The organism is Nostoc sp. PCC 7524 (genome assembly GCF_000316645.1).
Lineage (GTDB): Bacteria > Cyanobacteriota > Cyanobacteriia > Cyanobacteriales > Nostocaceae > Trichormus.
In genome coordinates, this window is record NC_019684.1 from 6,164,926 (window position 1) to 6,185,102 (window position 20,177).

The 20,177-nt window shown below is 39.6% G+C and carries 20 protein-coding genes and 1 riboswitch; of the genes, 6 read left to right on the forward strand and 14 right to left on the reverse strand.

Annotation, left to right across the window (positions count from 1 at the left end; translation table 11 throughout):
• Window positions 1–15 precede the first annotated feature (15 nt).
• The gene (locus NOS7524_RS25270) at window positions 16–435 is read left to right on the forward strand and encodes a XisH family protein (RefSeq protein WP_015141319.1); all 420 of its coding nucleotides are present in this window, start codon (window positions 16–18) and stop codon (window positions 433–435) included.
• Window positions 423–758: a XisI protein gene (locus tag NOS7524_RS25275; RefSeq protein WP_015141320.1), complete on the forward strand. Its 336-nt coding sequence runs from the start codon at window positions 423–425 to the stop codon at window positions 756–758. The genes NOS7524_RS25270 and NOS7524_RS25275 overlap by 13 nt, the downstream gene beginning before the upstream one ends.
• Here NOS7524_RS25275 and NOS7524_RS25280 read toward each other — a convergent pair.
• The 4 genes from NOS7524_RS25280 to NOS7524_RS25295 form a co-directional block, all read right to left on the reverse strand.
• Window positions 755–1,333 (reverse strand): Uma2 family endonuclease, encoded by a 579-nt coding sequence (locus tag NOS7524_RS25280; RefSeq protein ID WP_015141321.1) that lies wholly within the window; start codon window positions 1,331–1,333, stop codon window positions 755–757. The genes NOS7524_RS25275 and NOS7524_RS25280 overlap by 4 nt on opposite strands.
• A 165-nt stretch (window positions 1,334–1,498) precedes the next feature.
• Entirely contained in the window at window positions 1,499–2,128 is a 630-nt protein-coding gene (locus NOS7524_RS25285) for a transposase (RefSeq protein WP_015141322.1), read from the reverse strand.
• A 69-nt stretch (window positions 2,129–2,197) separates the two neighbouring features.
• A complete protein-coding gene (locus NOS7524_RS28950; RefSeq protein ID WP_015141323.1) occupies window positions 2,198–6,169 on the reverse strand; it encodes an O-linked N-acetylglucosamine transferase family protein in 3,972 nt (1,323 codons plus the stop codon).
• Window positions 6,170–6,237: 68 nt separating this feature from the next.
• The gene (locus NOS7524_RS25295) at window positions 6,238–6,633 is read right to left on the reverse strand and encodes a tetratricopeptide repeat protein (protein ID WP_015141324.1); all 396 of its coding nucleotides are present in this window, start codon (window positions 6,631–6,633) and stop codon (window positions 6,238–6,240) included.
• Window positions 6,634–7,474: 841 nt separating this feature from the next.
• On the opposite strand from NOS7524_RS25295, the gene NOS7524_RS25300 reads away from it, so the two are divergent.
• From NOS7524_RS25300 to NOS7524_RS25310, 3 genes are all read left to right on the forward strand, one after another.
• Window positions 7,475–7,693, forward strand: a complete 219-nt coding sequence (locus NOS7524_RS25300; RefSeq protein WP_015141325.1) for a DUF4327 family protein — start codon at window positions 7,475–7,477, stop codon at window positions 7,691–7,693.
• 135 nt (window positions 7,694–7,828) lie between these two features.
• Window positions 7,829–8,170 carry a DUF6883 domain-containing protein gene (locus tag NOS7524_RS25305; protein ID WP_015141326.1) on the forward strand — a complete coding sequence of 114 codons (342 nt, stop codon included), beginning with the start codon at window positions 7,829–7,831 and terminating at the stop codon, window positions 8,168–8,170.
• The gene (locus NOS7524_RS25310) at window positions 8,160–8,405 is read left to right on the forward strand and encodes a DUF4926 domain-containing protein (RefSeq protein WP_015141327.1); all 246 of its coding nucleotides are present in this window, start codon (window positions 8,160–8,162) and stop codon (window positions 8,403–8,405) included. The genes NOS7524_RS25305 and NOS7524_RS25310 overlap by 11 nt, the downstream gene beginning before the upstream one ends.
• A 29-nt stretch (window positions 8,406–8,434) precedes the next feature.
• On the opposite strand, the gene NOS7524_RS25315 is transcribed toward NOS7524_RS25310, so the two are convergent.
• The 4 genes from NOS7524_RS25315 to NOS7524_RS25325 form a co-directional block, all read right to left on the reverse strand.
• Entirely contained in the window at window positions 8,435–9,706 is a 1,272-nt protein-coding gene (locus tag NOS7524_RS25315; protein ID WP_015141328.1) for an FHA domain-containing serine/threonine-protein kinase, read from the reverse strand.
• Between the two features lie 282 nt (window positions 9,707–9,988).
• The gene (locus NOS7524_RS25320; RefSeq protein WP_015141329.1) at window positions 9,989–11,977 is read right to left on the reverse strand and encodes a serine/threonine phosphatase; all 1,989 of its coding nucleotides are present in this window, start codon (window positions 11,975–11,977) and stop codon (window positions 9,989–9,991) included.
• A gap of 131 nt (window positions 11,978–12,108) precedes the next feature.
• Window positions 12,109–12,282 carry a hypothetical protein gene (locus NOS7524_RS30285; protein ID WP_171815396.1) on the reverse strand — a complete coding sequence of 58 codons (174 nt, stop codon included), beginning with the start codon at window positions 12,280–12,282 and terminating at the stop codon, window positions 12,109–12,111.
• Window positions 12,283–12,373: 91 nt separating this feature from the next.
• Complete coding sequence (locus tag NOS7524_RS25325) at window positions 12,374–12,964, reverse strand: rRNA large subunit pseudouridine synthase E (protein WP_015141330.1); 591 nt, start codon at window positions 12,962–12,964, stop codon at window positions 12,374–12,376.
• 175 nt (window positions 12,965–13,139) lie between these two features.
• Window positions 13,140–13,236, forward strand: a riboswitch (TPP riboswitch).
• 6 nt (window positions 13,237–13,242) lie between these two features.
• On the opposite strand from NOS7524_RS25325, the gene thiC reads away from it, so the two are divergent.
• Window positions 13,243–14,616, forward strand: a complete 1,374-nt coding sequence (thiC, locus tag NOS7524_RS25330; protein WP_015141331.1) for a phosphomethylpyrimidine synthase — start codon at window positions 13,243–13,245, stop codon at window positions 14,614–14,616.
• A gap of 88 nt (window positions 14,617–14,704) precedes the next feature.
• Here the strand turns inward: thiC and NOS7524_RS25335 are convergent, their stop codons facing one another.
• From NOS7524_RS25335 to NOS7524_RS25360, 6 genes are all read right to left on the reverse strand, one after another.
• Complete coding sequence (locus tag NOS7524_RS25335; protein ID WP_015141332.1) at window positions 14,705–15,607, reverse strand: glycosyltransferase family 2 protein; 903 nt, start codon at window positions 15,605–15,607, stop codon at window positions 14,705–14,707.
• 126 nt (window positions 15,608–15,733) lie between these two features.
• Complete coding sequence (hpsJ-B, locus tag NOS7524_RS25340; RefSeq protein ID WP_015141333.1) at window positions 15,734–16,576, reverse strand: hormogonium polysaccharide biosynthesis protein HpsJ; 843 nt, start codon at window positions 16,574–16,576, stop codon at window positions 15,734–15,736.
• 220 nt (window positions 16,577–16,796) lie between these two features.
• Window positions 16,797–17,456 (reverse strand): TIGR04282 family arsenosugar biosynthesis glycosyltransferase, encoded by a 660-nt coding sequence (locus tag NOS7524_RS25345; RefSeq protein WP_041555956.1) that lies wholly within the window; start codon window positions 17,454–17,456, stop codon window positions 16,797–16,799.
• Window positions 17,457–17,488: 32 nt separating this feature from the next.
• Complete coding sequence (locus tag NOS7524_RS25350; RefSeq protein WP_015141335.1) at window positions 17,489–18,148, reverse strand: pilus assembly FimT family protein; 660 nt, start codon at window positions 18,146–18,148, stop codon at window positions 17,489–17,491.
• 110 nt (window positions 18,149–18,258) lie between these two features.
• Window positions 18,259–19,212, reverse strand: coding sequence for a hormogonium polysaccharide biosynthesis glycosyltransferase HpsE (gene hpsE, locus NOS7524_RS25355; protein WP_015141336.1), 954 nt, complete (start codon window positions 19,210–19,212; stop codon window positions 18,259–18,261).
• A gap of 171 nt (window positions 19,213–19,383) precedes the next feature.
• The gene (locus NOS7524_RS25360; protein ID WP_015141337.1) at window positions 19,384–20,106 is read right to left on the reverse strand and encodes a pilus assembly FimT family protein; all 723 of its coding nucleotides are present in this window, start codon (window positions 20,104–20,106) and stop codon (window positions 19,384–19,386) included.
• Window positions 20,107–20,177 lie beyond the last annotated feature (71 nt).

Sequence of the window (20,177 nt, forward strand, 5' to 3'; positions counted from 1 at the left end):
TAATCATGGATAGATATGTCTGCTAGAGATATCTTTCATCAAGTGGTCAAACAAGCTTTACAGAAAGATGGTTGGTACATAACTCACGACCCACTGACAATTAGTGTGGGTGGAGTGAATGTCTCTATTGATTTAGGAGCAGAAAAACTAATTGCAGCAGAACGGGAAGGAGAAAAAATTGCAGTCGAAGTCAAAAGTTTTTTGGAGAAGTCATCTGCAATATCAGAATTTCATACCGCATTGGGACAATTTATTAACTATAGAGCGGCACTGAGGCGACGACATCCAGAGCGTGTTTTATACTTAGCAGTACCTTTGACAACTTATAAAACATTTTTTCAACTTGATTTTCCTCAAGAAATGATTGAAGAGAACCGAGTCAAGATGATTATTTATGATGTAGAAAAAGAGGTAATTGTTACATGGAAAAATTAGCTAAATATCGTAAAATTATACAACAAATATTACAAGATTATAGCCAACAAAAACCTGATAATGGGAATATAGAAGTTGAAAATATTTTTGATACAGAACGTGATCATTACCAAATAGTTCATGTGGGTTGGGAAGGACAGGATTGGATACATAGTTGTATCATCCATATTGATATTAAAAATGAAAAAGTTTGGCTTCAGTGGAATGGCACAGAGGATGATATAGCAGCCAATTTAGTCACTATGGGAGTTCCAAAAGAAGATATTGTTTTAGGTTTTCAATCTCCTTTTATGAGAAAATTTACAGAATATGCAGTTGGTTAACTCCAAATCATCTGCAAGTCTAAAGTAAAACCAATTAATATGTCTTCTCCAGATAAACTAGTAGGAGATTCTAATACTTCTTTTGATTGTCCTTGACGATAAATTTCTACACGACGGGTTTTTCTATCTATTAACCAACCTAACTGTACTCCCGCATTCATATATTCTTCCATTTTGGCTTGGGTTTGATTCAAGCTATCAGATGGAGACATTAACTCTAAAACAAAATCGGGAGCAATGGGAGGAAATTTTTCCCGTTGTTCTAATGCAAGTGCATTCCATCGGCTAATTTTTATCCAAGAAACATCGGGAGAGCGTTCTGCACCATTGGGGAGTTTAAAACAAGTAGAGGAGTCAAAAACTTCACCTAGTTTTGTTTGCTCATTCCACAAAACAAATCTTGTTGTAAGTTTAGCGTTATATCTTCCAGTTTCTCCCCCTGTGGGTGGCATGATGATTAATTCTCCATTGACATTGCGCTCAAATTTTACATCGGGATTATCCCGACAAAGCTGATAAAATTGGTCTTCGCTGAGTCTAATTACATTGTTCAAGTTAATAGTAATAGCAGCCACGGCGATATTTTAAGATAGGGGTATAGTATTGAGATATAGAACTTCTAGCCTTAATCTTAGTTTATCAGTACAGACATCAAAACAATGAAACTGCGATCGCATATAAAGAGTTTCGTAGTAAGGACTTCAGTCCTCGTTTAAGGGCTAAAGCCCTTACTACAAACATTACAAATCCCAATCTTGACCATAATCTCGCACTGGATATTTAACCCAGCAATCACGTAACCATTGTCTTCCGCAAACTTGTAAATACCAGTTCACACTACTTTCAACCCAGTCATAAGGAGATGTCACTAAACCATGTTTGACTGGATTGTAATGAATATAGTTAAACGTTGTATAGTAATGTCTTTCAGAACGAATAGCGCGATCGCTCCAAGAATACCAAATTTTTCGCTTGGTTACATTATCTTCAAGGTTCCATTGGCGTGAAGTCACACCATGTATCTGGCGAAATAAGTCACTCAAGGCATCAAAATTTACAACCTCAACCAACAAATGATAATGATTCAGCAAAACAACCCAAGCACAAATAGTTATGTTCGTAGTAAGTGCTAAAGCACTTTCTTCTTCATCTCCACCATCACCAAACCTATCAAAAATCATATTGAGTAATTGCTGACGGCGAGATTCAGTGTGCATATAACACTGATGTTCATAACAAGTAGCCGTCAACAAATAGAGTCTTTTATCTTTTACTGGATATGGTGGCGCGTGCGGAGGATAGCCACGTTTCACGCGCTCTTCAATAAGTTCAGCTTTTTGTTCTGGCGTAAGTTTGCGATATTCATACATAGATATTTAAGCACTGAAGTGCTTACTACAAACAAAAGTTTGTAGTGAGGACTTTAGTCCTCATTACTACTAAGACAAACAAAAAGAATCTTTCTCTTGCGCCTGACTCAAGCTTTCTAAGTTATAGGTTAATAAAGTTTCTGCTTTAGCTTGAATGAGTGCATCTTGGTTTTCATATTGCAAAGCAATGCGGGCGTGAATACGAGGTAATAAAGCTTGCCACTGAATATCACTCAAACTTTCCACAAGAGAAATTTCTAATCCCTCAGTTACATCTAAATCTTCTTCCATCAGCAGATTCATTGCCACAGCCGATAACAATAGTTCAACATCCTCAACAGCAACATTATTAATGTTGATTAGTAACGTGGTTTTTTCACTATTAGGATGAGTTGCCACTGCCTTAATCACCTGTTCCAATTCTGAACTAATCAACTCTTCTGGTTGCAACCAATCAGGGAAAATAATTAAGTTGATATCTCCTAAGCGTAAATTTTGACTGAGAGTATCAGCCATATAATTACTGAAGAGTTCTTGGAATAGGTTTCCTATTTTAGCTGAGTAAGAGCGACTATCTAAAAAACTAGGATTACTCTGCATTTTTTCTTTGATTTGGACGCTCTTTTCTCGCCGCAATTCCGAATTTGTACCTAATGCAACTGCTAACTCAATGTAAGATTCTTCACTATCTGCAACTAAATTAGGAATATCCAATGTTTGTATTATCGCTGCTCCCATTGCAGAACGAAAACAATTTCCTTGTCTAGCGATGACAGGTAAATTAACCTGTAGTGGTTCTATTAATGAAGTTGTTCCGGCAAATGGATAGGAATCTAAATAAACATCGGCAATTTTATAGTATTCCTTCATATCTTCCCGATCTGGGACGGGTTGAGGATCTAAGACTATTAGGCGTTCAGTAGCTAACCCATGCTTAGAAAATATAGATTTCAGGTGATGGATAAATTCTATTTTTGGATAATTATTTGACCAATTTAGCCCAAATGGTAAAAGAACTAAAACAGAATTTGAAACTTTAGAGATAATTTTAGCCCATGTCCCCATCAATTCTGGAACTGTTTTAAAGTAATTAGCACCAGAGATAAAAACAACAGCATCTTCAGGAACTCCTAAACTATTCCGCTCAACGGGAGTTGTTAATTTTCCTTCTTCAGTACCATAACTAAAACAGTGAGCAGTTCCTTCTAGTTTGATTAATTTTTCTTGATAGTGGTCTTGTGCTGTTGGTGAAGGATCAGTTAATGTACCGGAAATATAATAATCTACATTTCTCATTCCAGTTGTCACAACAGAACCGCCGCTAGTTACTTGTATTCTAGCTAATCTATGAATTGCTAATAGGCAGATTTGATTAGTTACTGCGGTTACATTAGTTGCAATGAATAATATATCTAAGTCATCACTACGAATTGTATTAATCTGTTCCGATAAATTTTGTGGTAACAGTTTAAAAGAGTTTGCAGACAATTGACAATATTGCTCTAATCTATGACCTGTTTCGATAAGTGAGTACAAAATTACTTCAAAATCTCGACTGATATATTCATAAACAGGAAGATAGGCAAACGTTTCGGCTGAGGGTGTAAAATGTGCTGCTAGGATACCCAGCCTAATTTTTTTTCGGTTTACAGGCGTATCTGTAAATTCATAATTAATTTCTTGTCCCTTGAGTTTCAATAAATATTCTATTATTTCTGCGCGTTTAACATATATATTTTTTAAATTTATCTCGTTAAAGTAAGCTTGGATAAAATTGACATTTTGGGCAAAATGCTCAACTATTTGATTCCATAAATCAGAATCAGAATTACTGAATGTAGATGCGTGTAGATAATCAAGTGACTTCTGTAAGTATTCAGAGTAATTATCTGCCTCATCAATTTCTAGGAAATAAGGTTTAGGAGAAAACAGAAATTTTAAATAACCATTTTCCTCAATTATCTGCTGATATTGGTGAAAAACTTTAGCATTTACATTAATTTGATTTTCACTTATATCAGATATTGGTTTAACTACACGTAATTCTGCTATAACATGAATGACGTTACCAGGAGATTCTTCCTGTTCAAGTTGCACAATATTAAACTCACCTTTAAATCCATACTTTCTACAAAGCTGTAGATAAACAGGGAATTCACTACAGTAGTAGAGGAAAGAATTAATATTCCAAAAACTGACGTGAGTTGGATCTTGAAAAGCACCTCTCCCATCTGTAGATGGTACTCGAATATCAACTTTTGCACCAGGTTTACAGACTCTCCAAATCTCATTCATTGTATGAATTCTGTCTTGGAGATGCTCAATAATATCATGCGCCTTTAATTCATCTACAGAACTATCAGGCAATGGAAATTTTTTATTTAAATCTGCAACAATATCAACGGATGGATCATTACAAATATCAACTCCAATAAACCCAACACTCTTATTAGCCCCACAGCCTAAATCAATTCTTACTGTTTGTCTATTTAACTGTTTTAAATAGCTAGAGATAGTATCTTGATGTTCATGTTCTTGGTTTGAAACTTTATTTTTTTTCTTTATTATTACGATAGCATCACTATAAATTTCACCAAATTGTCTGTCTTGGCTATCATAAAAATGAATAAATTCAATATTTTCTTGAATATCCTTTAATGTCTCAATTTTTAAAAATTGGGTGTCATTAATAATTCCATTTTCTAGAGATTTAAGAATCTCTTTAGTGGTTGTAATTCCTGGATATTCTATCTCACATGGCTGATAGTGTAAGTCTTCAATAATATAAAATCCACCTTCCCGAAGATGTTTAAACAGATATCCTAATGCTATCTGTTGATGATGAGAAGCATGGCTAGCATCATCAATTATAACATCAAATTTTGACGGATTTTCTTGCACTAATATTTGAAGATCGGATATTTTCCCCATATCACCACGTATAATTTTGACATTTTCTAAAGGTAGACATTTAGAGAAATCAGCAATATCAAAACCTACAATAAAGGCGTGAGGGAAATATTCTCTCCACATTTTTAGGCTAGGCGCATCATCATAAGGTCCTCCTGGATTTCTTTTTTGAACATCATGCCGAAGAAGACCTAGTTCGAGCAAATTTATATTTGAATCTTTATATTTAGAAAGATATTTTTGATAAATTGAAGCATAACCATGACAATTATAATATAGACTTCCTTTGTCAGTCTTATACTTATTGGCTATAACTTCAAGCTCCCATATGTATTTTCTATATGGTAGCTTCTTGTAAGCTCCTATTTCTAAATAATGTTGTCTTGGTGACATATGAGAAGTTGTCACTTCTGGATTCAACCATGAATAAATTTCATCTTTAAACCCCGGTGGTAGCCGAGGAATAGTTCCTTTAGGTGCTAACCACTCAATTATAGGATTAGATATCAATGAGCCATTAAATAACGAATATTTAAAATTCCGATGCCAAGCAACGAAAGGAAAAGATAGCTGATCTCTTTTAGAGAATCTTAGAACATGGTTAAACCATTCTTCTGTTAGTTCTATCAATTTTGTGTCTAAATGTTTACGCAGTAGTATTGTTCCTGCAATTAATCCTTGATGTTTTGGAAATCCTTGTAATTGATAAAAATCTAGTTGTTCTCTAACTCTACACTCATCTTCTAGTCCTGAATGAATTACGACTTCTCCTTCGTCATATATACAATCACGCCAAGGATGATTAAAACAAACAAGTGAAGATTGTGAATTTATATACTTCTTGAAAATATCTAACGGATCTACTTTAAAATCTATGGTGTTATCAATATATAAACTATGTTCAAAATCAGATAAAAAATGATGTGGTAACAACTTTGGTCGCCGAGATTCCCGTTCTGCTTTCAGGCTATGATTGTCTATAAGTACAATTGACCAATCTTTAGATTGCAATTCTGGATTATCTGTGAAACAAATCCTTTCATAACCAAAAGAATCATTTGGGAAAGGATTTCTAAGATTTTCTTTATAGCCAGTGAGAACTGTATAAACAACACATTTATTTTGATTCATTGATTTTATTGATATTTGTATAATTTTGATAACTTTTGCTTATTTCAATATCCTAAAAAATTTGTATTTTACTTAGTTGTATATTTCTTGTTCATATCCTCCAATACAGTTTTATAATCTTGTCGAGCAGGATGCTGTTGTACCAACTTTTCCATTAGCGCGATCGCTCCCTTATGATCTTTCAAACGTAAGCGGATAATAGATAGCTTTTCCAACGCTTCTTGATTATTTGGTTCACGTTGTAAAACTAATTCGTAACCCTTAGCTTGTTCTGACAATAAAGACTCAGCAGATGTAGTTGTACTTACTGGCGGAGGACTATAGATAGCCCGTTGAACAGTTGAAATAGCTCCAAATGCTAATGAACCAAAAAAAGAAATCATCGAAACTGTCGTTAATATTCTTTTTTTCCTATCAATCTGTCTTTTACGGGCTTTCAAATAGTCTTCGCCTGATCTAGCCATATTTGAATCGGGATTGCGGTAAATACTGAGTTACAACAAGCTTCTAGATAAGAGATTACCCATTACCTCACAGAAACTAACATCTGAACTAAAAATTTTTTATGCTGGAATGAGGCTAAACGTGAAGATATGTTATGCACTGACTACCACACGTTGATGAGTGTCGCGCTACTGCCCAGCAAAGTTACTTACTCATAAAGTTACAACATACTTAAGTAGGGGCGGGTTTAACAATTGCACCAGTGAGTAAACATAATTCTGGATAAACCCGCCCGTACAGGGTTAGGAAGTATGAAAATGAGGAAGATCGGGCAGAGCAATTAATCTCCAATCCCCAATCCCCTACTACTACATATCTGCTTAATCTCTAGAGAAAAATTAAATATATATTAAGATTTGCGATGATTTGATTTAAGTCTAGATGTTTGCGTTATTGTAGATAACGGTTAAATCTACAGAGTAAAAATTCTCTCACTGTTGTTTAACATCTTCAAATCAGCCATTAATTTATGGGCTTTTTAGCAATTGCACAGATTCTGATCAATACAAAACATAAGATTTTACAAATCCTCTCCCTTTTGTGCTGTTACTGCAACCTTCAGGGCGACTAATTTTTTCGTTGAGCATTCACCATGTCTGCTGGGTGAGATTTGAGTTTTGTGGAGTAATTACCGTACAAAGCCGAATTTCATCGCTGATGAGAAGAGTTTGTTATGGTATAGTAAAAAAGTTAAGACTAGCTTTGCCAAACACACACTCTACGCATTGTTGACATTTGCAAGGCGGAAAGCAGTTTTGATTAAGCATTTACCCAATTAAATTTTGAATTGAATTGAGAGTTATGACTCAGCAAGTAATTCACCCAATGGTGAAATTGCAGCGTAATGTGCAATCACTCGTTGAATCGAATATTATCAAGCCGACTGATAGCATTTGGAAGATTGCGCTGCTCTATGGCAACGATTGGCAGCACTGGAAACAGGAACTGCTCGACTTTGGTTTTAGTATGCAAGATCCAATAGGCGATTTACTCGCTGTGGAAGCATGGGATGAGGAATAGGGGCTGGGGACTGGGGACTTTTACGAGATGTGATGCGTAAAACCCCGGATTCATCCAGACGATATAAGCGAATAGTCAAATTTATTTGGCTTTCTTATATCACTACGAAGCGGGGAAAGTCGTAGCAACAGTAATATGAAGATTCCTTCTGACGCTATTATTGCCGATGAAAAAATCACACGCTACTTGTTAGTACCAAGAGAACAAGACGATAAATCAAAGTTTCTCGCCCAGGCTGGATTCACAAAAGAAAACCCAGAACTTTTAAAAGCAGCAATTCGGCAACTGGTGGATTCAACAACAGCAATACAAGATAGGGATAATGAATATGGGGTGTTCTATCGCGTCACTGGCGAATTAATCGGCTTAAAGGGGCGAAACTTAGCAGTGATTACAGTATGGCTGCAAAGGTCTGTTGATGGTAAGTTTCAGTTTATCACCCTCAAACCTAACAAGGAGTCTCCAGATGAACTTTGAACTATACCAGCGTGTTGCTTTAAATCGTGACTTAAACGAATATCAATTAAAAAAAGGTGATGTGGCAACTTTAATTGATTTTGTTCCTCATCCTAGCAATGGATCAGAAGGATGTGTTCTAGAAGTATTCAGTGCTACTGGTGAATCAATAGCTGTTGTCATCGTTCCCATGACTGATATTGAACCGTTAAAAAATAATGAGATTTTAAGTGTTCGCTCTTTGGTGGAAATTTAGGTCATGCAGTTATCCCATGCCCAATCCCATCACTGACAATTAGCTAATGCTTGCGCTAGTTCTTTGGCAGTTTGATAGCGATCGCGTGGCAAAGGTTCTGTCACTCGGTCAATAATCTCCCTTAATTGGGGTGTCACAGTGGGAATTTTGCTCACATCGAAGCGAAAGCCTCGCCCCTTTTGGCGATAGAACTTAAAAGGGTTTTCGCCAGTGAGGAGAAAAATCAACGTCGGGCCGATCGCATATAAATCAGATTGTGTTAAAGGTTGTCCCCGTTCTTGTTCAGGGGCGCAATAACCTTCAGCACCGATGCGCGTTCCTGGGGTTGTACCAATTTCCTTAACTGCGCCAAAATCTAACACAACTATTTCATTATTCGCAGTCCGCACCATTAGGTTAGCGGGCTTAATATCACGGTGAATTAACGGTGGTTCTTGGCTGTGGAGATAGTCGAGAATTTCACAGGTTTGAATCATCCAGGCGATCGCTTGCTTCGGTGTCACAGGACCATTAGTATAGATGCGTTTTTCCAAATCCTGCCCGTGAACTAATTCCATCGCTAAGTATTTTTTCCCACCCTCCACAAAAAAGTCGTAATACTTAGGAATACCCGGATGATTGAGGGACTTGAGGGTATTTGCCTCTCTGACAAACAATTCCTGAGCCTTGGCAATTTTCGCCATATCAGCATTCATTTGCTTCAACACCAATAATTGCGGGTGTCTAGCAATCAAACCGGCTGCATCCCAAGCCAGATAAGTAGTACCCATACCTCCCTGTCCCAGAGTCCGTAAAACTTGGTAATAGCGAATCGTCTGCTGTACCGTAAGTGGTTGTCCGCAGTGGATACAAAACAGATTTCCTGGAGAATTACCTTCATGGGTGCAACTGGGGGACGTGCTAGCTCTTTGTGAAGTTACTGGTACAGCAACATTTTCTAGCACACTACCCACGGTTGGCGATGCCTGATGATCTGGTGGTGTCGCCTCCTGAATTTGGAATTGTAAAATTGGCCCTCCTTGCGCTAGTTGCAGCAAAGCATTGTCCGGTAAAGCACCCTGAATGACTAATACACCATTGAGGAAAGTGCCATTTGTGCCTTTACTAAACACTTGCCACGCAGCACCATTCTTAGCAGAACTGACTTGCCGAATTTCCAAATGATGGCGGGAAACCAAACTATCAGTTAACACAACATGATTATCCGCCGCTCGACCAATCCGAATCACGGCGGAATTTTCAAAGCACCACTGTTTGAGGGGTGTTTTTTGCTGCGGTTCTAACAATGTCAGAGTAACCACAATACAACCTGGATAATGAGGGACTGGGGATTGGGGATTGGGGATTGGGGATTGGGGACTGGGGATTAGGGATTGGGGATTGGGGACTGGGGACTGGGGACTGGGGACTGGAGACTAGGAATAATAACTCTCTTCAGCTCCCCTGCTCCCCTGCTCCTCTGCCCCTCTGCCCCTCATCTCCCACCCTACGGGAAGCAAGCTACATCTCCCTCATCTCCCACCCTACGGGTAGGCTTACGCCATCGTAAGAGAAGCAAGCTACATCTTCCCAGTACCCATCTCCTACTCCCTACTCCCCACATTCGGACGCACTTTCGCCCGGACGAGTATAGCAGTAATGTTGTCATGACCATTGTATTGGTTGGCCAATTCAATTAATTCTGTAATGCCTCCTTCCAAGCTAGTACCAGAACTTAAGAAGGGTAGTAGGTGGTTCTGCCAGTGGGTTTCTAGTAAATCATTATCTGATAACCCATCGGAAACTAGAACGAACAGACTATCTTCATTGATCTCGAAAAACTCTACATCGGGGTTAATGGCAGTTTCATCACGCGGCCCCAAGGCTTGGGTGAGTTGGTAAGCATCAGGACGCGCGTAAGCTATATCAGGTTCTACACCTCTGGCTATTTCTCGTTGACCAACTTCATGATCTACTGTGATTTGCTCCAAACCTCGTTTACGAGTGACGCGGTAGCAGCGACTATCACCAACATTAGCAACTGCGGCTTGATTACCTTGAATTAGCACCATCACCAAGGTAGTACCCATCCGTCCCACCCCGGAACGGGCATCTTGTTGATTTTGTTCAAAAATTGTCTGATTAGCTAGATAAACTCCCTCACGGATAATATCTTCCGTTGGCAGTTGGTTTGTAGTCCAGTGTTTCTGAAAGTATTGCCGTAGGGTGTTAACTGCTAATTCGCTTGCTACTTCACCGCCAGCGTGTCCGCCCATACCGTCGCAGAGAATATATAAGCCTCGCGCTTGCAAGATGCGGTGTTTGGGCAAGTCTACCTTCTCAATTTTAGTTTCAATGCCAAAACAATCCTCATTATGTTGTCGTTGCCGACCGACATCAGTTTGTCCAGCATCTTCTAAGCTACTTAGCTGTACGGACAGTACAACTGTTGGTAAGTCATCAGATTTACCAGCAGTATCTTCTGACTCATCTCTTTGCAAAACCGTAGGTGCAGAGGTGTTTTCTTCTTCCATTGGTTCAAAAATAGGGGATGTGGTTATTTCTAGTTCTGTGGCTACTGCTTCTAAGCGCGATCGCAACTGTGCAATGGTCTGAATATTACCCTGTTCTAAATCATCCAAAATCTGCACGACCGAACCAAATTGAGTCCGTTGGGAGGATCTAAACAGTGCCTGCCATACTCGACCTAATGCTGTCAGAGTCAAAGGCTGCTCAAGTTTAGCCGGCGTTTCTGCATTCTCATCTGCCTGGAGTGCGATCGCCAAATCACGCTCCGGTAGCTGCACGTACAACCGTTGTAGCACCAGCGTTTGGTCTTCATCCAATCGTAAATTTGCCAAATCTAGCAAACTGTAATGAAAACCCAGTGGTTCTAGTAATGCCCAAAGTTGGGTCATTTGATAACACCAGTGTAAAATTTGTACCGTACTGGTTGTTTCTGCTGACCACAAATCCAGTAAAGACCGCCAATGAGAACGGTATTCTATCAGTAATACTTGCAAATCACCCTCCAGCCACGCATCATGAATCTGTGGTATTTCTGGGTAATTGGCAGATTGTAAAGCGAGGTAAGCTTTAGCCAGATGAGGAATTCCACTCGCTTCTACAGAGGGCGTGAGTAGACCCTGTTGCTGATTGGTTAAAATTGCCTCAAATGGTGATATTTGATACGGTTGGCAATCCAAAACCCTGGTACACACTTCACCATTTTGGACTGATATTTCTTCCAACAACTGATAACGCTGCTCTTTGTCTAAATATGAACCCACAGAAAACTGTGAACTAGAAACTGGAGCAGTAGAAATAGGGGATGGGTGAGGGGGTATCGTCTCCCCTCCGCTTCTCTGTTCCCAGTCTCCAGTCCCCAGTCCCCAATCCCCAGTTCCCTCCTTCCCAAGAATCGCCCACCATACCGTTCCACATTCTGCGCCACAGTTATGACAATTGAGAGCATCAACAGGTACATCTGTACCGCATTGATGACATACTTTGTGGGACAAGGAAGCACCACATTTTTGACAGAATTTGTTAGCGTTAGGGTTTTCAAATTGACACTGAGGGCAAATCAGCATAGTGGAAGTTCCTTAATTCCCGTTCCAAGGTGCTTCTAGCCACTAATATCCAAAGTGCCACAATCCGCCGCTTCTGCCTACAGTAGACCTACAAAAAATTGTGGTTTCACCCGTGAATTTTGGTGGCAGTATTAATTGTGACGCATATTCGCTAAATATTTCAGACATCGGCAAGATAAATTGGGGATTGGGGACTGGGGATTGGGGACTGGGGATTGGGGACTGGGGATTGGGGACTGGGGACTGGGGACTGGGGATTGGGGACTGGGTAAAAATTCTACCTTTTCTACCTTATCTCCCCTCACTCCCTCATCCTCCTCATCCTCCTCTGCTCCCCTGCTCCCCTGCTCCCCTGCTCCTCTGCTCCCCTGCTCCCCTACCCCTATTCCCGACTCCCTACTCCCTACTCCCCATTTTCATCAACTTAACTTCCGCAGCAGTCAAGTTACGCCATTCACCTAAAGCTAGACCATCCAAGCATAAATGAGCAATACTCACCCTGATTAAGCGCAAAGTCGGAAACCCCACTGCGGCAGTCATGCGCCGTACTTGGCGATTCTTACCTTCGGTTAGGGTCAATTCTAGCCAACCTGTAGGCACATTTTTACGAAATCTAATTGGCGGATCGCGATCGCACACAGGCGGATTTGCTGGCAATAAGCGCACTTTTGCTGGTCGCGTGCGATAATCTTGAATCTCTACCCCTGTTTGTAATTTGTTGATAGCATCTGCATCAGGAATCCGCTCTACTTGTACCCAGTAAGTCCGTTCATGTCCAAAGCGTGGATGAGACAGACGATGCTGTAACCTGCCATCGTTGGTTAATAACAATAACCCTTCGCTATCCCAATCCAACCGCCCCACCGGATACACATCAGGCACATCAATATAATCTTTGAGGGTTCTATGTTTGGGAGTTTCCTGAGTAAACTGACTCAAGACACCATAGGGTTTGTGAAAAATAATGTAGCGATCGTCAATAGTCATTAGTTATTAGGAATCGACCCTGACCAATTGTAGACAAAGAGCGATCGCCCTTGCCAGTAAAGCCCAACTTCTCTTTTCCTCTTCTTTGAGTTAAATGCCGACATAGCACATCACCCACCCCATCAGGAATTGTTAACAACCTTGCACCCAACCGTGAGCAAAGTGGTAAAATCTACATCCATGCTAGGGGTGCCTAAACCATCAGGCTGAGATCACACCCTTAACACCTGAGTCTGGATAATACCAGCGAAGGGAAGCTGTTTATTGAGGAATTTCATATGCGGAAAGAATGGGTTGCTAAACGGCGTGGGCAAAGCAATGTAACTCAAATGCACTACGCACGTCAGGGTGTCATCACCGAAGAAATGCACTACGTCGCCCAAAGAGAAAATCTGCCAGATGACCTCATTCGTGAGGAAGTAGCACGGGGACGGATGATTATCCCTGCAAACATTAATCATACCAACCTAGAACCAATGTGTATTGGCATTGCCTCCAAATGTAAGGTAAATGCTAATATCGGCGCTTCACCCAACTCTTCCAACCTGCAAGAAGAAGTTGATAAGCTGAATCTAGCGGTGAAGTATGGTGCTGATACTGTGATGGACTTGTCAACAGGCGGCGGTAACTTAGATGAAATTCGTACCGCTATCATCAACGCCTCACCCGTTCCCATTGGTACTGTGCCGGTCTACCAAGCTTTAGAAAGCGTCCACGGTAGAATTGAAAACCTCACACCAGAAGATTTTCTCCATGTCATCGAAAAACACGCCCAGCAAGGGGTAGATTATCAAACTATCCACGCTGGCATTTTGATTGAGCATTTACCCTTAGTGAGAAACCGCATTACCGGGATTGTTTCCCGTGGTGGCGGTATTTTGGCGCGGTGGATGCTGCATCACCACAAGCAAAACCCCCTATACACCCACTTCCGCGACATTATCGAAATTTTCAAGCAGTATGATGTTTCTTTCAGTTTAGGGGATTCTCTCCGCCCTGGCTGTACCCATGATGCTTCTGATGAAGCCCAATTAGCAGAACTCAAAACCCTCGGTCAACTCACACGCAAAGCTTGGGAACACGATGTACAGGTGATGGTAGAAGGGCCTGGACACGTGCCAATGGATCAAATTGAGTTCAATGTCAAAAAGCAAATGGAAGAGTGTTCTGAAGCACCCTTCTATGTGCTGGGGCCATTAGTCACAGACATTGCTCCTGGTTATGACCACATCACTTCTGCGATTGGGGCGGCAATGGCTGGTTGGTACGGCACAGCTATGTTATGCTATGTCACACCCAAAGAACATTTAGGACTACCCAACGCCGAAGATGTCCGCAACGGCTTAATTGCTTACAAGATAGCTGCCCATGCTGCTGATATTGCCAGACATCGCCCAGGTGCAAGAGACAGAGATGATGAACTTTCTCAAGCCCGGTACAATTTCGACTGGAATCGTCAGTTTGAATTAGCACTCGACCCCGAAAGAGCGAAAGAGTACCACGATGAAACTTTACCAGCAGATATTTACAAAACTGCTGAGTTCTGTTCTATGTGCGGGCCTAAGTTCTGTCCCATGCAAACTAAAGTCGATGCTGATGCGCTGACAGAACTAGAGAAGTTCTTGGCGAAAGAAGCTGTAACACAAAGTTAAAAGTTTGGAGCCATACAAAAAAGCCTGCGATCGCAGGCTTTTCATATTGATACTGTCTCTTGGGATGGCATTTTCTAGAGAAGATACATCAATTAATGACATCCGCCTTTGAGGGTTCCGAAGAGACATAAGTTGGTTTAATCTGGCTTTGAGAGATTTGAGCATCTAGGTTAGGAGTAGGAATATACTTCATCTCCCAAGCTTTCAGCAAAATCAAATATTCGTAGAATGCCTGTAATGTACACCAAGCCAAGCCGGCGCGTCCATCTAAACAACCGCCCAAGAGAAAATACATATACAAAAAACGCAGAAACGGTCTAGCAGGTAAACGCAAAGACAAATCTTTCAAAGCACGTCGCCGTTCCACTTCAGACTGGCCAAAGAACAAATCTCGCCAATTAACTTTACCTTGCTCTAATTGATACAATGTTTCTTTGGCTTCATCAGTAGAATAACGGTTATGTTTTTCAATCCAACGGCTCAAACCCTTGCTACAAGTATAGTGGGGATAGGTTTCCTTTAAGAAACTGGTAGCACCGTCACACACTTCCCGTTCAGTATGGCCGTAATCTGTAAACCAAACTTTACCATGACGGAACAGACGCAGTTGGTAACGGGGATATTGAGTGCTGCGACGAATCCATTGATTCAGAAAAATCACACGTTCTGCAACGTAATAACCGATGTAATCTGGATTTTGCTTTGCTTGTTCACATTCAGCAAACAATTCTGGTGTCATGCGTTCATCGGCTTCCAGGATATATACCCACTCATGTTTGGGGGGGATAGACTCCAGCATCCAAGTGCGTTGTCGTCCGTGGCTTTCAAAAGCGTGCTGCACAACGCGCACAGGATAGCGACTGGCAATTTCTACGGTGCGATCGCTACTACATGAATCCACAACGATGATGTCATCCGATAGCATCGCTGACTCTATACAAGCTGCGATATCTAATTCTTCGTTATAAGTCAATATGTAAATTGAGAACATTTCCCAGTCTTATAGAGATTTTACTAACTGCTAAGTATATTTTTATTATCGGATGAATCACGGTCAAAGGCAGTATAAACTGTCAAAAATTGTTTGATATTTTATACTGCCTAGTGATGATTAAAGTTAACGTGCTGGAACTTTACCTTTAGGCTTACCACCTTGAAAAGCACCCATACCTCTTAATCCTGTCCAACCGATGATGATGTAACCGATAGATAATAGTAGGCTGCTCATCCCAATCCGGAGTCCAGATTTCCAAGCATTATCTTTAGCTTGTTTAGCAGCATCTTCTTTACGCTGACGAATTTGGTTCAATCGTTGATTAGCTAGCCCTTGAGGATCTGTTTGCTGGGCAATAAACTGATCAAGCTCTTGGGGATTGGCTTTAAATTTTTTGAGTAGTTCTTTTTGGGCTGCTGGAATTTGGGGATTCCTTAGTGCTTGTTGATATTTCTGCTCATCTTGAAGCAGATCAGTAAATTGAGCTTTAGCTTGATTGCGTAATTGTTCTAACTGAGCTTTTCCTTGATCATTATTTAGTTGGGCTTGAAATTGGGATAACTGATTTTTCAGTTGGTTTTCTGCTTGTTCTGCATCTTGGTTAATTTGATTTACTGTTTGATCACTTGCTTGTCTGACATTATTGAGGTGCAAGGGAAAAACCAGTAAGAACATTAAACCTAAGATGCTAGAAAGCACCAAAACTGGAAATCTTAAGTCAAAACCTTTCGATCCGCCCTCACTAGCATCTTGCATCCAATAACCAGTAAACAAAGCTCCCACACCAACCAAGGGTACAATACCTCGGTCTACGAGTGCTGTTGTTAGGTTAATTTGCCATAACCGATCTGTTGGTTGAAAGGGCAACAACAGAACTAAAAAGTCAAGCAAAAAGGACAAAATTAAAATTATTCCCACCACTTTCAGGGTGAGGGCGGCATTTACAGAATTAGAACGGTTAACCATAGTTTCTCAAACTTTTGCTCAATTCAAAGTAATTTTCCAATTTCAGTTACTTGAATATTCCATAACGTTGTTTGTTATGCGAAGTATGACTGTACATACTGAAAAACGTATGCCATCATAGTACAGAATTTTTGCCCTTGAGTTTGAAGCTACACCAAAGTAACATTTGTTATTCAGGGTGTCGTCGGCAAAATAGCGTATTCTAGGATACAAGGGTAGCCTACTGGGAATTTGCCTTTCTCATCTTAACTTCTGTATCCAAAATCCGTTGCCAAATCGGTAAATCTTCTGGGCGGTCAATATCAGCTAAAGTTGGTAAGTAAAAATACGAGATGTTAAGTTGATTGGCAATATCTATAGTTTGTTGTAATACCTGAGAAGTTCCCCAAGTAATGTTACAAAATAATTCCGGGATAAAGCGACGTAGCCCAATCAAGTAGTAGCCACCGTCAATCGCTGGGCCTATTACCAAGTCAAAAGCTTGCAGTTGTGCAGAAGCTTGAGTGAGAATCTGAGCATTAGCTTCTGGACAATCAGTGCCAATTATAATTACTTGTTGTGCATGGTGATCGAAAGCATCAGCTAGCGATCGCACCATTCTCACACCCAAGTCCCCTTCCCCTTGACACTGATATAATAAGTCATATCCTAACCACTGTTGCATAAGTTGCAGATTACCACCAGCAAATCTCACTTCTATAGATACGTTCTTTGACAATTCTCCAACTTGAGATAGCGTGTACTCTGTCATCTGCTTTTGCAAGTTCGCAGCACCAACACTACCCAAAGCTGGTATCAGTCGGGTTTTCGTCTTCCCCGGTTCTGGATAGCGAGTAAATATAATTAAGTGCCGTTGAGCAATTTTAATTGGTTTCAGAATAAAGTACCTAGTTGGAATTGAATAAAAATATATTAATAGCAATACTTACCATTTGTGTTAGCTTTAGGATTTTCTTTGCCCCTCCTTAGTGCGCCTATAATCGTAGAAACATAAACACAACGCTTAACTTTAGAACTCTTTTGACTATAGAAAGTTACTTGGCTTAAGGTTCTAAGTGATGTCTTAGTACACTCATCTTCAACTTTGTAAACGGGACATCCTTGGTAGTTAAATAAAATTCGCCAAACTTGCTGCGAAGATTGTTTTGGAATAGTAGTTTCGTTTTTATCCTTATTATTTTTTTCTTGATCAATCTGAATATTTGGATGCAGATTGTGCCATATGTGATCGTTATTTTTAACAGCATTAGGAATAAAATTTTCTGCATCTGCTGCATGAACAGTCCATTGCACAATGCCGTTGTTTTCACGCAAGCTGACTTGATTGGTTATTTTGTCTTTAGTGGCTTGGCTTTGGGCTTGGCGCATAGCCCAAAAAACCTTGTCTTGAGCATCGTTAAGACGGCGAGTTTCTACAAAAGCTTGCCAGCTAGGTAGTGCTAGGGCAGCTAATATACCAAAGGCAACAACTACTACTAAAAGCTCTATCAGTGTAAAGCCACTGATAGAACTATGCGTACAGGAATTTTTGGTATTGCTGAGAAGCCAAAAACGTACTGAATATTTATCCATGCACCCCAAATAATAGCAACACGAAATTTGCTAATATAATCTTTAGATATTTCTTTGAAACAAATAAAAATCGCTTAAGATAGACAAAGGATTATATATTGTTTGCATACTTATTTGTCAAAATACCCATTTCTCCACAGATAAAACGGGCTAATAAAACTACTTAAAAATAGTTGCATTTCGCAAGCAGCTACTAAATCTGTCTTTATCTTGAATCTATATTTAAGTAAATGTAATGATATTTTTCTGAGATCATTGAGAATATAAGCTAATAGAGCAAATGGCTTAATCCAAGGATTTATGATTAACATTCTAGTCACATAACGGCTTAATCCAATACCTCTAAAAAACGGAATTAAATACTCCTTATTTAATCGTGAACTCGGAATTTTGTGCAATATTTCCATTTCTGGATTATACCAAACTTCCCACCCAGATTTTTGAATATAAGATAACATTTCTAAGTCTTCACTGGTGAGCATATTACCAGTAACTCTACCAGTTAAAATTGGATTGTTTGGGACGCTATCTAACCAAGCTTGACGACGCACAACCAAACCAGCAGAGGGAGGAAGCAATTTTTTAGCTGGTTCATACCTTAAAGGCAAATTACCGCGTTCTGTAATTGCTAAAAATGCAGCAATACGTTGAAAATTTTCTGGTGGTTCTATTTCCCAATCAGGATGTATCTGACTACCATAAGCACCTGCTTGAGGATATTTATGAGCAAAATTATAAGCAGATATTACCCAATTTAAGTGAGGGTAGTTATCATCATCTAGAAAACCTATTAATTCACTTTTGGCTTCTTGAATAGCACGTTTTCTAGCGTATGCTGCGCCCTGTTGGGGTTCAAAATAATATTTTAAAGGATAAGGAGATGACCAATTTTCTTGATAACTTTGAATAACTTTTGCTGTGTCATCGCTGCTGTTATTATCTACAACAATAATTTCCCAAAAGAAATTTTCAGTATGAATTTGATCACGTAATCGTTCCAGTAGTTCAGGCAAACGTTCTGCCCCGTTATAAGTTGGAATAGCTACAGTAAAATCAATACACATAATCATCTACAAAAACAAAAGCTAACTAGATTACGACTTACGCAGGTGACACACCCTACAAATGTGCCAGTCGCGTAAATCCTCTAGATATATCGATTTTTAATTATATTCATCTGTATAGCATTCAGTGAATTCACTGAAATTTATTTTCAAATTTTTATGACTATATTTTTAACCGCAATCACTATCTTTCGCAATTTTTATTGAACCTAAGAGAGTTTTGATAACTACGCATCTTTTGATGTTAGTTGCTTGAGTTGGATTCCCAGGTTTAGCCACAGCAACAGAGACAATTAAGCCTTTATACTGTTTGGTGGTACTATCATAACCTAGTTTGTTTTGTTGCACCGATGTTAATCCGTCAGTTTTTGTTTTGACTGACACATCTAAAGCACCTGTGTAGTCAAAGGTTATTGTTTGCGCGGTTGTTGAACCATAAGTAACAGATGTAGTGCTAGTAGTCTGATTATTACTTGTGAGATTTGTACCAATTACAATTTGTCCTGATGCAATGTCGAAATTTTGACTTCTCACCTTCCAGTTGTCGTCAGTGGGTGTTAAACCTTTAGGATGTACAACAACTTGTGGAATATTATTGTTGTTTCTAAAACTCACACTGTAACTGAGTTTGTTGCGTTTAGCTTCTTGTTGAGCTTCTTGGATAGCAGCTAGAACAACATCGTTAGTTTTACTGGCTCTTTGTCTATTCACTAAGGCTATCCAATTAGGTGCTGCGATCGCTGCTAAAACACCAATCATTAATACTACTGCCACAACTTCAATTAGGCTAAAACCATCATTTTTTTGTTCAAATTTAGAATTATTATTCGCTTTCAAAATAAAAAAATTCACAAAAATTCTATGTGATATTTTACCTAGCGCAATAGCATACATTGCAGATTCACCTTTGTTGGAATGAGAGTTTTAAACACCAGTCAAAATTTTCAGACAATTTATATATTATT